Consider the following 12,691-nt stretch of genomic DNA (forward strand, 5'->3'; position numbering starts at 1 on the left):
GGCGTCCGTACGGGTCGCCTGGCCGCCGTCATTCGCGCCCATGGCGCAGGGCCGCAGATGCGTCGACGTGGTCATGGGGCTCACGTGACAAGGGGCCGTCACCGGGCCCGGCGCGCGATGCCGACAACCAAGCGCGGGCCATGACTTCCCCTCCGCCAGTCCCGTTGTACTAAAACATTCAACAAAGGGATCTTCGGTCCCGGCAAAGGCTCTACCCGCATAGATGATCCCGGTGCTGTCATGCTCACGACCGCCCGGAATCCTTGCCGGGCACCGCTCCGGGAGATCCCCCCATGCCCCGAATATCCCGCTCCCTGGTCACCGCCCTCTCCTCCCTGGCCCTCGCCGCCGCCGGCCTCGCGGTCGCGGCCGGCACCGCGCACGCGCAGAGCTGCAGCCAGGCCTACCTCCCTCTCCCCGACCCCACCTGCCAGCCCGGTGCCTTCAACGCGGACGTCACCCAGTCCACCATCGACACCACGATCTGCGTCTCCGGGTGGACCGCGACCGTCCGGCCGTCCAGCTCGTACACCACCGCGCTGAAGAAGACGCAGATCGTCGAGTACGGCTACACCGACACCAGCACCTCGGACTACGAGGAGGACCACTTCGTTCCCCTCGAACTCGGCGGCTCCCCCAAGAGCGCGCTGAACCTCTGGCCCGAGCCGGAGTACGGCACCAAGACCGCCGCCAACAAGGACACCGTCGAGAACAAGCTCAAGAAGGCCGTCTGCGCCGGCACCGTCACCCTCACCGACGCCCAGGACGCGATCGTCACCGACTGGACGACCGCACTGTCCGACCTCGGCCTGAGTTGATGTCCCGCGCGTGAATCAGGGGCTGGTCTCCTCCCTCGGGAGTAGTCGGCCCCTCCGTGCTCCTTCCAGGGAGACGGACCAAGTGCCTCCGCAAGGGCGATAGTTCAACCACACGTTCGTCGCACTCCATGGCCCGGCACGCGGGAGACTGCCAGGGCCCGCCGCTGGTCCTACCAGCCGTGTCCGGCGGATCCGAGGGCCAACTCCTTCCCTCACCCTGCGAACTGGTCGGCGGACAGCTTCGGCACCTTCGGCGGCCCTGCGGTGGTGAAGGCATCCGTCCCGCCTTCCCCCGAGGCACGTCGCCGGCGTTCCACCGACGCCCGCTCACCCGCAGCTGCGCTGACGGCGGCGTCGGGTGCGGCCCGACGAGGCCGCCCTCAGCGTTGCACCCGGAACACCCAGGTGCGGTAGGACCAGAAGCGGAAGAGGGTCGCGCACGCGATCCCCGCGATCTTGAAGAGGTTGCTCTCAAGCGCCGAGTCCCAGCCGAAGTCGTACGTCGCGACGTACAGCACCCCGTTCTCGATGACCAGGCCGACGACGCTGAAGAGACAGAAGAGACCGAACTCCACGGCACGGCCCCGGGGGTCCCGGTGCCGATAGGCGAAATACCGGAAACCCAGGTAGTTGAAGACCATCGCCACGCTGGTCGCGATGACGCTGCATCGCACCACAGGCATCGACGTGACCGCTCGGCTGAGGTTGAACACGGCGAGATTCACCCCGACGCCCAGCCCGCCGACGGCACCGAACCTGACGACCTCCCGAAGCAGCGCGGAATGCTCCATGCGCTTCGTGTCCGCCTCATCCGCTGTGTTCACCGGACGCACGGGTGCCGAGCCTCCTCCCGTGGCGTGATCTTCCGCGGAACCGTATCGCGGACGTCTGCGCGGGACCGTGATATCGCACCGGCGTGCCCGACAGGTGTGGTTCGAGGGGGCCGCCGTTTTCGAGCGTGGGGGTGCGGACAGCGTGCGAGGACGGCGACCAAGCGCCGGGCGAGCATCGGCCGTTCACTGCGACCCACAGGCACCACAGCTCCATCGCTCCGGTCGTACCGGCGTCGTCAGTCGCTGCCGTCCCCTGCCTCGTCCTGACGGACCGGCACCAGCACGGTGAAGGTGGTGGGGCGGCGGCTGGTCAGCGAGAGTCTGCCGCCGAGGGCGACGGTCAGGTCCCGGGCCAGGGCGAGGCCGATGCCCTCTCCTTCCCCGTCACGGGTGTGTCCGCGCTCGAAGGGCCGGGTCGTCTCGATCCCGCCCTCGTCGGCGACGTCGAAGGCGAGGGCATTGCCGAGGTCGCGGACCGTGAGGTGGACGGTGCCTCGGCCGTGCACGCGCGCGTTGTCCAGCAGGATGCCGAGGATCTCGGCGACCGGGGCACCGGGGACGCGGGCGTCGTCCGGCGTGTCACCCGTCGTGCACAGCAGCCGCCTGCCGTCGCGGGCGAACAGCCCGTGCCAGTGGTTCTCGGTCTCCCTCAGCAGCCGTGCGACCGGCACGGAAGGGGCCCGAGTGCCGGGCATGCCAGGGGATCGGGACAGTCGTAGCACCTCCTCCACCGTGCCGTGCAGGCGACGGGTGGTGGCCAGCGCCTCCTCCAGCGCCGGGCGCAGCCGGGTGTCGTCGTCCTGGGCGAGGCCCGCCTCCAGGGTGAGTTGCAGTCCGGTCAGCGGGGTGCGCAGCTGGTGGGAGGCATTGGCGGTGAAGTCCCGTTCGTGGCGCAGGAGTTCGGTGAGACTGTGCAGCATCTCGTTGTGGGTGCGGGCGACCTGGTCGATCTCGGCGATGCTGCTGGGCGTGGCGCGTGCGCTCAGGTCGCCGGCGGTGACGGCCCGGCTGTGGCGGGAGAGGTCTTCCAACGGGGCGGCCAGGGCCCGCGCCTGGCGGCGGGCGACCAGGACCGCCACGGTCAGGGCGAGGGCACAGGCACAGGCGAGGACGGCCCACGCGGCGAGGACGCGGGCGCGTACGGCGTCGGTGGGCGAGGAGGCGCGGACTACGCCGATGACCTGCTCGGCGTGCGACACCGGCACGGTGACGGTGAGGTCACCGCCCGAGTGACCGCGCACCACCGTCGCGCCGAAAGCCCGCCGCACCGCCGCGTCACCGGTCCTGGGGCCGCTGCCCGCCCGCAGGCTCAGGTGGGTGTCGTACAGACCGAGACGCCCTCCGGCCGGCGGCGCAGGCAGTTCGACCGGATCGCCGGTCGTGTAGTCCGGACTGACCCGCACGGCACCCGACAGAGCCGCGCGCTCCAGGGTGTCGCGCTGGTCGGCGTACAGGGACGACCTGATGGCCAGGGCCAGCGGGACGGCGAGGAGGACCACGGCGACCAGGGCGGCGGTGAGGGCGACGCGCACCACACGCTGTCTCATGCCTTCATCCTGCGGGCCGCCGGCCTGCCCGGAGGTGGTGCGCCACGCGCTTTTGCCGTCGTCTAACCGTCGGCGTGCCGGGCGTTAACCGGCCGCCTCCTAGCGTCGGTGCCATGACCGATCCCCGGTCGCAGGCTTTCCGGGAGGGCAGTGGCCATGGCTCCTGTACGCACATCCGCCGCCGTAGGGCTGGTGCTGGTCGCGGCGGTGATCAGCGGGTGTTCGGGCTCCGGCTCGCACTCGGGTTCGGGTTCTGCCCCGTCCGCTTCGGCAGCCGGGGGTGGCGGCAAGCAGGCGAATCCGGCGCCCACCGAGTCGAATCCGCCCGGCGACATCCCCGACAACCAGGTGTACGTGGCCTACCGTCCCGCCGGCGGCTTCACCGGTTTCACGGTGAAGGTGCCCGAGGGCTGGGCCCGCACCGGGCAGGGCGCCACGACCGTGTTCACGGACAAGCTGAACACCGTCCGCGTCACCACGGCCGCCGCCTCCGCGACGCCCACGGTCGGCTCCGTCACGAACACCGTCGTGCCCCAACTCAAGGCGCAGGTACCGAAGTTCGCGGCGCCGAAGGTGACCGAGGTGACCCGGCACGCCGGCCGTGTCGTCCGGCTGACCTACCAGGGCGACTCCGCCAAGGACCCGGTCACCGGCAAGGTGGTGCGGGACGCGTTCGAGCGGTACGCCTTCTACCGGCAGGGCCACGAGGTGGACCTGACGTTGTCCGGTCCGGTCAACGCGGACAACGTCGACCCGTGGCGGATCGTCAGCGACTCCTTCGCGTGGCGGTGACCGTCATGCCCACCCGGTCGTACAACGACGACGCCCTCACCGCCCGCGAGCTGTACCGCTTCTACCGCGCGGGCGAGGAGGAGACCCTGGCCCTGCGCGGAGTGTCGCTGACGGTGCGGCGCGGCGAGACGGTCGCCGTCGTCGGCCCCTCGGGAGCGGGCAAGTCCACCCTGCTGGCGTGCCTGGCCGGACTCGACGAACCCTCCGGCGGCGACGTCCATGTGGACGGTGTCCGTATCAGCCACCGGCCGGAGACCGAGCGGGCCCGGCTGCGCGCCCGCCACATCGGCGTCCTGCTCCAGAGCCGCAACCTGCTGCCGCACCTGACCGTGCGGGACAACATCCGCCTGGCCCAGCGGGCCGTACGCGGCCGTCCCGCTGTCGCGGCCGAGGCGCTGCTGGAGCAGGTGGGGCTGGGTCGGCGGACCCGCGCCCTGCCGCGCCAGCTGTCCGGCGGAGAACTGGCACGCGCCGGGCTGGCCGTGGCCCTCGCGAACTCCCCCGCCGTACTGCTGGCCGACGAACCGACCGGTGAACTCGACGGCTGCACCGAGCAGTTGGTACTGCGGATGGTCCGGGAGCGGGCCGCGGACGGCTGCGCGGTACTGATCGTCACGCACAGCGCGGAGGCCGTCCGGATCGCCGACCGGGTGATCGCCCTGGAGGACGGGCAGGCCCGGGAAACACGGGAGGCGAGCGATGTCCGGCACTGAGGTACTCCTCGTCGCTTGCCAAGACGCGGCACCGACCTTCGGACGCGGCCAGACGGCAATGGTGCTCATGCACACGACCGACCGGCTCATCGCCCTGACCGACGCGCGAACGCGGGAAACACCGGAGGCAAGCGATGTCCGGCACTGACACGCTCGTCCTCTGCCAAGACGCGGCACTGACCTTCGGACGCGGCACGACGGCGGTGGTGGCCGTGCACGGGACCGACCTGAACGTCCGGCCCGGCGACCGGCTGGCGATCGTAGGCCCGTCCGGGTCGGGGAAGTCGTCCCTGCTGCATCTGCTGGCCGGGCTCGAACGCCCCACCAGCGGCGCCGTCTCCTGGCCCGGCCTCGACGGGAGCGCCGACATCGGGCTGGTGTTCCAGGCCGACAGCCTCGTCCCCGCCCTGGACGTAGCGGAGAACACGGCGCTTCCCCTCGTCCTCGGCGGCCGGTCGGAGGCACAGACGCGTCGTCCGGTCGCCGAGGCCCTCGGTCTGGTCGGGGCGGCCGATCTCGCCGACCGGCTGCCCGAGGAGATCTCCGGCGGGCAGGCCCAGCGGGTCGCCGTGGCCCGCGTACTCGCCCAGGAACCACGCCTGATCCTCGCCGACGAACCCACCGGCCGCCTCGACCACGCCACCGGTACCCGCGTCCTGGACGCTCTGCTCACGGCGGCGGACCGCACGGGCGCCGCCCTCGTCGTCACCACCCACGACCCCGCCGTCGCCGCCCGGCTCACTGTCCGGCGGGCCATGCGCGACGGACGGCTGCTCGCACCGGAGGACACGCCATGATCACCTCGTGGGCAAGGAGTCTGGCCCGCCATCGAGCCGGCCGGCTGCTGGCCGCCATGACCGGCATCGCGCTCGCCGTCGCCCTGGTCGCCGCCCTCGGCTCCTTCCTCACCGCCTCGAAGGCGACCATGACCCAGCGCGCCGTCCGCTCCGTCGCCGTGGACTGGCAGGTCGAGGTGCAGCCCGGCGCGGACCCCAACTCCGTTCTGCGGCAGGTCCGCACCGACCCCGGCACCCGGGCCGCCCTCCCCGTCGGATACGCCCACACCACCGGCTTCACCGCCCGGGTGCAGGGCAGCACCCAGACCACCGGCCCCGGCATGGCCCTCGGCCTGCCACCCGGCTACCGCCACCTGTTCCCCGACGCGATCCGCACCCTCTCCGGCTCGCCCGACGGCGTGCTGCTCGCCCAGCAGACCGCCTCCAACCTGCACGCCTCCCCCGGCGACACCGTCACGATCCAACTGCCGGGCACCGGACCGCGCCAGGTGCGCGTGGACGGCGTGGTCGACCTGCCCCAGGCCGACTCCCTGTTCCAGAAGGTCGGCGCGCCCACCCAGTCCCAGCCGACCGCACCCCCCGACAACGTCATCCTCCTGCCCGCCGCCCGGTTCGCCTCCCTCACCCGCGGCGCCACCGCCCTCACCACCCAGATCCACGTCGCCCGCGACGCCGGCCTGCCCGCCGACCCGGCCGCCGCCTTCAGCACCGTGACCGGCGCCGCCCACCACCTCGAAGCCAAGACCGCGGGCGGCGCCCTGGTCGGCGACAACGTCGGAGCCGCCCTCGACTCCGCCCGCCAGGACGCCCTCTACGCCCAGATCCTCTTCCTCTTCCTCGGCGTCCCCGGCGCCGTCCTGGCCGCCGCGCTGACCGCCGCGGTCGCCTCGGCGGGCGGCCAACGGCGCCGCCAGGAACAGGGGTTGCTGCGGCTGCGCGGGCTGCGCCCCCGTCAGATCACCGCGCTCGCGGGCCTGGAAGCCGCACTCGTGGGCGGCGTGGGCGGAGCCGCCGGTCTGGGCATCGCGGCACTGACCGGACGCCTCGCCTTCGGCGCCGCCTCCTTCGGCGCGAACGCGGCCAGTTGGGTCATCTGGTACGGCATCGCCTTCGTCCTCGGCGCCGCCGTGGCCGCCTGCGCCGTCCTCGTCCCCGCCCTGCGCGACCTGCGCTCGGTGACCGTCGCCGACACCCGCAAGGAGAGCGGCGTACGGGCCACCCGCTCCCCCTGGTGGATGCGCTACGGCCTCGACTTCGCACTGCTCATCGGCTCGTGGCTGGTCTTCCGCGCCTCCTCCGGCAACCAGTACGCCCTCGTCCTGGCCCCCGAGGGCGTGCCCACCCTCTCCGTCTCCTACTGGGCCTTCCTCGGCCCGGCCCTGCTGTGGATCGGCGCCGCCCTGCTGCTGTGGCGCCTGACCCTGCTCGCCCTCACCCACGGCCGCCCGGCCCTGGCCCGTCTCGCCCGCCCGCTGACCGCCACTCTCGCCGGCACCACGGCCGCCGTACTGTCCCGGCGCCGCCGCCCGCTGGCCCGCTCCGTGGTGCTGCTCGCCCTCGCGGTGTCCTTCGCGATCTCCACCGCCGTCTTCAACGCCACCTACCGCCAACAGGCCGAGGCCGACGCCCGGTTGACCAACGGCGCCGACGTCACGGTCACCGAACCCCCCGGCGCCCACGTCCCGCCCGCCGCCGCGAACACGCTGAAGGTCTCCGGCGTACGACACGTCGAGCCCGTCCAGCACCGCTTCGCCTACGTCGGCTCCGACCTCCAGGATCTCTACGGCGTCCGCCCCGACACCATCGCCGGTGCCACCTCGCTCCAGGACGCCTACTTCTCCGGCGGCACCGCCCACCAGCTCATGCAGCGTCTCGCCGGGCGCCCCGACAACCTCCTGGTCAGCGTGGAGACCGTCCACGACTTCCAGCTCTCCCCCGGCGACACCGTCAACCTCCGCGTCCAGGACGCCCGCACCAAGGCCCTGCGCACCGTCCCCTTCCACTACGCCGGAATCGTCAAGGAGTTCCCCACCGCCCCCAAGGACAGCTTCTTCGTCGCCAACGCCGCTTACGTGGCGAAGGCGACCGGCAGCGACGCGGTCGGCGCGTTCCTGCTCGACACCGGCGGCACCCACCAGCAGCAGATCGCCGCCCACCTGCGCCAACAGCTCGGCACCGGCGCCACCGTCACCGACCTCACCCAGACCCGCGGCGCGGTGGGCACCAGCCTCACCTCCGTCGACCTGGCCGGCCTGACCCGCATCGAACTCGCCTTCGCCGTACTGCTCTCCGCCGGAGCGGGCGGACTCGTCCTCGCCCTCGGCCTGGCCGAACGCCGCCGCACCTTCGCCATCGCCACCGTGCTCGGCGCGAAACCCGCCCAACTGCGCGGCATGGTCCTCACCGAGGCCCTGCTGCTGACCGCGGGCGGCCTTGCGGGCGGCGCGCTCATCGGCTGGGCGCTGTCCGAGATGCTGGTGAAGGTCCTCACGGGCGTCTTCGACCCACCCCCGGCGAGCCTGTCCGTGCCCTCCGGCTACCTGATCCTGACCGCGGGCGCCGCGGTGGCCGCCGTACTGGCCGCCGCCCTCAACGGCATCCGCAGCGCCGGACGCCCGGCCGTCGAGGAACTGCGCGACCTGTGACCGCGCCGTACCGGAGCTGCGAGCCGCCCGCTTCTAGGCTGTCGCCCATGCGCATGCCCGCCACCGCCGACCGCGGCCGCCCGCGCGTCCTGGTAGTCGAGGACGACGACACCATCGGCCGCCACCTCCACACCGGCCTGCGCGGCAACGGCTACGCACCCACCTGGAGCCGCACCGGCTCCGGCGCCCTGGCCGAGGCCGCCCGGTCCTCGTACGACGTGCTGCTCCTCGACCTGGGCCTGCCCGACATGGACGGCCTCGACGTCGCCCGCGTCCTGCGCGCCCGCCGTCCCGACCTGCTGATCATCGTCCTCACCGCGCGCACCGACGACATCGACGTGATCGCCGGGCTGGACGCCGGAGCCGACGACTACCTCGTCAAACCCTTCAGCCTCTCCGTGCTGCTCGCCCGGCTCCGCGCCCACCTGCGCCGCCGTGCCGTCGCCTCGCCGCCACCGGAACCCGTCCGGCTGGCAGACCTCGTCCTCGACGTCTCCGCCCGCCGTTGCACCCTCCACGACGAGGAAGTCCCGCTCCGCCCCAAGGAGTTCGACCTGCTCGCCGTCCTCGCCCAGCACCCGGGTGAGGCCGTCTCCCGGGAGACCCTGATGGCCGAGGTCTGGGACGAGAACTGGTTCGGCTCCACCAAGACCCTCGACGTCACCATGGCCGGCCTGCGCCGCCACCTCACCGAGGCCGCCGACACCTCGGCCCACGCCGGCAGCCTGCCCCGCATCACCACCCTGCGGGGACACGGCTACCGCCTGGAACTCTGACGGGCCCATCTCCCTGGCGATACGGGCAAGTTCGGCCGCTGCGGCCCACCCCTTGCGGTGGTGAGTCAGGGCAGGCTTCTTTAAGTGTCTACAGATCTGTAGACTGCACGTGGCCGTGCCGCTGCTCGTGGGCACCGTCGCTTGCGTGACGACGGTCATGCCGCTTTCAAGGCGCAGACAGGGGGACGCGGGGTCAGGGACGCTTCCTGACCGCACTACGCCCCCAGACGAGGGCCGGAGCATCGCCCTCTGAACAGCCCTCCCGTGCAACCGACTCAGCCCGAGCACGGTCGCAGCCAGATCCGGACCCTTCCACGGTGATGCCATTGCTGACAGCCTCGGCCGCTTTGCTCCCGGTCAACGCGACTCTCGCCTGGGTCCTGGCCGTCCTTCTCGCCGCCGCCGTCGCCGTGGCCGCCCTCGCCAAGCTGACGCCCGATCAGGGCACCAGCCAGGCCAGGGAGATGGTGACCGCCGGTCTGCGCGCGGCCGTCCAGCTCGTGCTGGTCTCCGTGGCCATCGGGTGGGTCGCCCACTCCCCCACCGGACTGCCCGTGTTCCTGGCGCTGATGTTCACCGTCGCCGTGCGTACGGCCGGCCGCCGCATCACCTCCGACAGCACGTGGTGGTGGACGGCCGTGCCGATCGCGGCAGGCGTCGTACCCGCTGTCTCGCTGCTGCTGTCCACCGGCCTCGTGCCGGTGACCGGTATCACGATGATCCCGGTCACCGGCATCCTGATCGGCGGCGCGATGACAGCCACGGTCCTGGCCGGACGGCAGAGCCTGGCAGTGCTGAGGCTGCGTCACGGCGAGGTCGAAGCCGCGCTCGCACTGGGCATGATGGATCGCGACGCCAGGGTGGAGATCGCCCGTTCGGCTGCTTCGGAGGCGCTCGTGCCGGGGCTCGACCAGACCCGGACGGTCGGGCTGGTCACACTGCCCGGCGCGTTCGTCGGCATGCTGCTCGGCGGAGCCGACCCCGTCACGGCGGGCGCGGTGCAGTTGTTCGTTCTCATCGCTCTGATGGCCGTTCAGGCGGTCGCCGTCGCCACCACCCTGGAGCTGATCGCACGCGCCCGCATCACCGATCTGCCGCGCCATGAGAAGGCACCCGACCCACGTCACTTGCGGATCCCCTGGCTCACTCCTCGGCGACGGACCGGACCCGAGCAGCCGGGCTGGACGCAGGCGCCGTGAGAGGCGCCTCTCGGTCATGGCAGTCAGGGTCGTGGGGTGGCTGAGCACCCGCGACCAGGTCGGACTCGGCCTGCTCCCCGGCCTCGCCGCCACCGCCACCCTGCTGCCGCGCCACTACGGCACCGCCCTCGCGGCCACCCGGCCCCTCACGGCAACAGCCGCGTGAACCGGTGCGGGCAGGTGGACACCGACGACCTGCCCGCCGTATCGCGAGAAGCTCAAGTCCCCCAGCGTGAAGTGCGCGGCACGGGAAGGAGCGCGCCGGTCGGTCGCCGGGCCGAACCGATCATGGGCCCTCCTCGCCCTGGGCGATCTCGACCTGGTGGTGAAAGGCGACGACGCCGGTTGTTCCGGCAGCGACCGACAGGACCGTGCAGGCCACGAGGAGGAACGCGGTCCAGCGCGAGCGGCGCGAGCGCCCCTCGGAGGTTTCGAGGAGTGCGGTGACGCGCTGCGGAACGGGGCCGGTCGTCGCCGCAGGCGCGAAGTCCGGGCGGGCGGACCGCGCGGCGTGGCTGGCCAGCGCGGCGCGGGCGATGGCCGTGGCGATCAGGCGCCGGTCGCCGATGGCGGCGGCAGCGGCCTCGTCGGCGTCCCGCTCGGCGGCGAGCCGAATGGTGTCGCGGACGGCGCGCAGCGCGGGGTGACCGTGGGCGGAGAGTTCGCAGGCGGCCAGGAAGTAGTGGTGGCCGGCCCGGTTGTGAGCGCGTTCATGGGCGAAGAGGGCTTCGCGCTCGGCGGGTCCCAGGCTGCGCAGCATCGCGGTGGTGACGACGATCCGGTGGGGCCGTCCGGGCAAGGCGTACGCGTCCGGATGGGGTGAGTCGACGACGCACAGGTCGCCGGCGGCAGGGCGGCGGTCGGCCTGTGTTCGGGCAGTACGGAAGGCGCGAGTCTGCAGGAAGGCCGAGCGCACGAGGGTCCAGGCGCCGAGGGTGAGCACTCCGGTGGCCGCCGCGGCGGCGGGGAGGACGAGGTAGTCCGAGGGGGTGCGCAGGGGGTGAACGAGTTCACCGAGGGCGGCGAAGGCGGGGAACGTCAGCAGTCCCGTCAGAACCAGGGCCCCGAGAGCTGCGACGCACGCCCCCGCCAGCGCAAGGGCCGAGGCGGTGAGAACCCACAGCGCGGTGGCGGGGGCCAGACGGTCGAAGGTTCGGCGGGCCAGCCTCGGCGCGAGGAAGGGCAGGACCAGCGGTACGAGCAGCAGAGCCGTCATCGCTCGTCACCCTCCAGAAGCCGGCGCAGGAACTCCTCGTCGCCGGGGTTGAGCTGGGCGACGAAGCGGGCCAGGACCGTCTCCCGGTCGGTGTCCCGGTCGAGAACGGTGTGCATGCGCCGGGCGGTCAGACCGGGAGCGTCCTGCACCGGAGAGTAGGCGTATCCCCGGCCCTGCCGTGCACGGCTGACGACGCCCTTCTCATGCAGGCGGGTCAAAATCGTCGTCACCGTCGTGCGGGCCAGTCCGAAGCCGAGCCCGGTCTGCACCCGCCCCGGCGTGAGCGGGACACCGGCGGTCAACAGCACAGCCATGACGGCGGCTTCGAGCTCACCGGCCGGCCGCCTCTCGTCGGTCATGGGGAACGTCCTCACTCCGCCAACGTCTGCGGTTCAACAGACGGTCTACAAAATTGTAGTCGGTTACCTGGCGCTGCCTACGGACAGGACGCGCGTCGGGCGCACGCGGCCGCCACTGCTACCGCCTGAAACACCAGGACGTAGTCAACGCTCCTCGGCGACCGCCTCCATGGGCGCCGCCTCCAGGGAATCGGCCCGGCCGTGTCGTGATCCGATCATTCCGACGACTCCCGCGAGGAGAATCCCAAGGACGAGGCTGATGGGTCCGGTGCCCAATTGAAGCCCGTCCCCATAAGGGGCGGGTACGGAAAGCCAGTCCGCGACGGAGGCACCCAGCGGGCGGGTGATGGTGTAGGCGAACCAGAATGCCAGGACTTCGTTCGCACGGAACCAGCGATAACCGGCCGCCGGAATCAGAATGATCCCCAGAAAGGCGAAGGACGAGGCCAAGGTGCCCAGCCCCAGGGTCACGGCCGCGAAATCGCCCGCGGCTGTTCCCAGGGCGAAGGTGCACAGGACGGTCAGCCAGTAGAACAGCTCCCGCAGACGGTTGTTGATGCTGTGCACGTCCAGGGTGCGCTGTGTCGCGTACCAGGCGGCGAAGACGCCGGCCTGGACGGCCACCAGCATCAGCGTGGAGGCGTAGAGCGGCATCCCCAGATCCTTGTTCAGGAAGTCCGCCGACATGGTCCCGAAAATGCTCACGGCCGTCACCGCGAGCCAGTAGACCCACGGGGTGTATTTGGTGGTGGCGAACTGCGCGGTCAGGCATACGAGGAGCAGGCCGAGGCCCATGAGCATGGCCGCGTGCTGTCCGATGTAGTCGTTGAAGAAGACGTAGTCGGAGAAGGACTCGCCGAATCCGGTGGTGCACAGTTTCGCGATCCAGAAGATGAGGGTGATCTCCGGCACTTTCATGGCCATGGTCGCTGGTCGTGTTCTCATATCGCGAAGCTAGAAGCGACCCCGGGGCCGGCGCATCCAACGATGGTGGTC

At 71.8% G+C, this 12,691-nt stretch carries 12 protein-coding genes and 1 pseudogene; 8 read left to right on the forward strand and 5 right to left on the reverse strand.

Annotated elements, in window-relative coordinates:
* The first annotated feature begins 293 nt into the window (after nucleotides 1-293).
* Nucleotides 294-818, forward strand: a complete 525-nt coding sequence (locus ACGFY9_RS24450) for a hypothetical protein (protein WP_393757332.1) — start codon at nucleotides 294-296, stop codon at nucleotides 816-818.
* A 392-nt stretch (nucleotides 819-1,210) separates the two neighbouring features.
* Here ACGFY9_RS24450 and ACGFY9_RS24455 read toward each other — a convergent pair.
* Nucleotides 1,211-1,609 (reverse strand): annotated as a pseudogene (locus ACGFY9_RS24455) (GtrA family protein); the annotation flags it as partial.
* A gap of 278 nt (nucleotides 1,610-1,887) precedes the next feature.
* Nucleotides 1,888-3,198, reverse strand: coding sequence for a sensor histidine kinase (locus tag ACGFY9_RS24460; RefSeq protein WP_393757334.1), 1,311 nt, complete (start codon nucleotides 3,196-3,198; stop codon nucleotides 1,888-1,890).
* Nucleotides 3,199-3,354: 156 nt separating this feature from the next.
* Between ACGFY9_RS24460 and ACGFY9_RS24465 the strand changes: the two genes are divergently transcribed.
* The 7 genes from ACGFY9_RS24465 to ACGFY9_RS24495 all read left to right on the forward strand — a co-directional run bounded on the left by ACGFY9_RS24465 (nucleotide 3,355) and on the right by ACGFY9_RS24495 (nucleotide 10,286).
* Nucleotides 3,355-3,990, forward strand: a complete 636-nt coding sequence (locus ACGFY9_RS24465) for a hypothetical protein (RefSeq protein WP_393757336.1) — start codon at nucleotides 3,355-3,357, stop codon at nucleotides 3,988-3,990.
* A 5-nt stretch (nucleotides 3,991-3,995) separates the two neighbouring features.
* On the forward strand, nucleotides 3,996-4,703 hold the full coding sequence (locus ACGFY9_RS24470; protein ID WP_393757436.1) for an ABC transporter ATP-binding protein: 708 nt from the start codon (nucleotides 3,996-3,998) through the stop codon (nucleotides 4,701-4,703).
* Nucleotides 4,704-4,837: 134 nt separating this feature from the next.
* On the forward strand, nucleotides 4,838-5,500 hold the full coding sequence (locus ACGFY9_RS24475) for an ABC transporter ATP-binding protein (RefSeq protein WP_393757337.1): 663 nt from the start codon (nucleotides 4,838-4,840) through the stop codon (nucleotides 5,498-5,500).
* Nucleotides 5,497-8,145 (forward strand): FtsX-like permease family protein, encoded by a 2,649-nt coding sequence (locus ACGFY9_RS24480; RefSeq protein ID WP_393757339.1) that lies wholly within the window; start codon nucleotides 5,497-5,499, stop codon nucleotides 8,143-8,145. The genes ACGFY9_RS24475 and ACGFY9_RS24480 overlap by 4 nt, the downstream gene beginning before the upstream one ends.
* A gap of 47 nt (nucleotides 8,146-8,192) precedes the next feature.
* A complete protein-coding gene (locus ACGFY9_RS24485) occupies nucleotides 8,193-8,921 on the forward strand; it encodes a response regulator transcription factor (RefSeq protein ID WP_393757341.1) in 729 nt (242 codons plus the stop codon).
* Between the two features lie 320 nt (nucleotides 8,922-9,241).
* Nucleotides 9,242-10,120 (forward strand): ABC transporter permease, encoded by an 879-nt coding sequence (locus tag ACGFY9_RS24490; RefSeq protein WP_393757343.1) that lies wholly within the window; start codon nucleotides 9,242-9,244, stop codon nucleotides 10,118-10,120.
* Between the two features lie 16 nt (nucleotides 10,121-10,136).
* A complete protein-coding gene (locus tag ACGFY9_RS24495) occupies nucleotides 10,137-10,286 on the forward strand; it encodes a hypothetical protein (protein WP_393757345.1) in 150 nt (49 codons plus the stop codon).
* A 120-nt stretch (nucleotides 10,287-10,406) separates the two neighbouring features.
* Here the strand turns inward: ACGFY9_RS24495 and ACGFY9_RS24500 are convergent, their stop codons facing one another.
* From ACGFY9_RS24500 to ACGFY9_RS24510, 3 genes are all read right to left on the reverse strand, one after another.
* The gene (locus ACGFY9_RS24500; RefSeq protein ID WP_393757347.1) at nucleotides 10,407-11,336 is read right to left on the reverse strand and encodes a M48 family metalloprotease; all 930 of its coding nucleotides are present in this window, start codon (nucleotides 11,334-11,336) and stop codon (nucleotides 10,407-10,409) included.
* Complete coding sequence (locus tag ACGFY9_RS24505; RefSeq protein WP_393757349.1) at nucleotides 11,333-11,695, reverse strand: BlaI/MecI/CopY family transcriptional regulator; 363 nt, start codon at nucleotides 11,693-11,695, stop codon at nucleotides 11,333-11,335. The genes ACGFY9_RS24500 and ACGFY9_RS24505 overlap by 4 nt, the downstream gene beginning before the upstream one ends.
* A 144-nt stretch (nucleotides 11,696-11,839) precedes the next feature.
* Nucleotides 11,840-12,640, reverse strand: a complete 801-nt coding sequence (locus ACGFY9_RS24510) for a hypothetical protein (RefSeq protein WP_393757351.1) — start codon at nucleotides 12,638-12,640, stop codon at nucleotides 11,840-11,842.
* Nucleotides 12,641-12,691 lie beyond the last annotated feature (51 nt).

Source organism: Streptomyces sp. NPDC048504 (genome assembly GCF_043200035.1).
Taxonomy (GTDB): domain Bacteria; phylum Actinomycetota; class Actinomycetes; order Streptomycetales; family Streptomycetaceae; genus Streptomyces.

Coding starts and splice junctions, on each gene's coding strand:
- ACGFY9_RS24450 (WP_393757332.1), top strand. CDS start 294: ATGCCCCGAATATCCCGCTCCCTGGTCACCGCCCTCTCCTCCCTGGCC.
- ACGFY9_RS24460 (WP_393757334.1), bottom strand. CDS start 3,198: ATGAGACAGCGTGTGGTGCGCGTCGCCCTCACCGCCGCCCTGGTCGCC.
- ACGFY9_RS24465 (WP_393757336.1), top strand. CDS start 3,355: ATGGCTCCTGTACGCACATCCGCCGCCGTAGGGCTGGTGCTGGTCGCG.
- ACGFY9_RS24470 (WP_393757436.1), top strand. CDS start 3,996: ATGCCCACCCGGTCGTACAACGACGACGCCCTCACCGCCCGCGAGCTG.
- ACGFY9_RS24475 (WP_393757337.1), top strand. CDS start 4,838: ATGTCCGGCACTGACACGCTCGTCCTCTGCCAAGACGCGGCACTGACC.
- ACGFY9_RS24480 (WP_393757339.1), top strand. CDS start 5,497: ATGATCACCTCGTGGGCAAGGAGTCTGGCCCGCCATCGAGCCGGCCGG.
- ACGFY9_RS24485 (WP_393757341.1), top strand. CDS start 8,193: ATGCGCATGCCCGCCACCGCCGACCGCGGCCGCCCGCGCGTCCTGGTA.
- ACGFY9_RS24490 (WP_393757343.1), top strand. CDS start 9,242: ATGCCATTGCTGACAGCCTCGGCCGCTTTGCTCCCGGTCAACGCGACT.
- ACGFY9_RS24495 (WP_393757345.1), top strand. CDS start 10,137: ATGGCAGTCAGGGTCGTGGGGTGGCTGAGCACCCGCGACCAGGTCGGA.
- ACGFY9_RS24500 (WP_393757347.1), bottom strand. CDS start 11,336: ATGACGGCTCTGCTGCTCGTACCGCTGGTCCTGCCCTTCCTCGCGCCG.
- ACGFY9_RS24505 (WP_393757349.1), bottom strand. CDS start 11,695: ATGACCGACGAGAGGCGGCCGGCCGGTGAGCTCGAAGCCGCCGTCATG.
- ACGFY9_RS24510 (WP_393757351.1), bottom strand. CDS start 12,640: ATGAGAACACGACCAGCGACCATGGCCATGAAAGTGCCGGAGATCACC.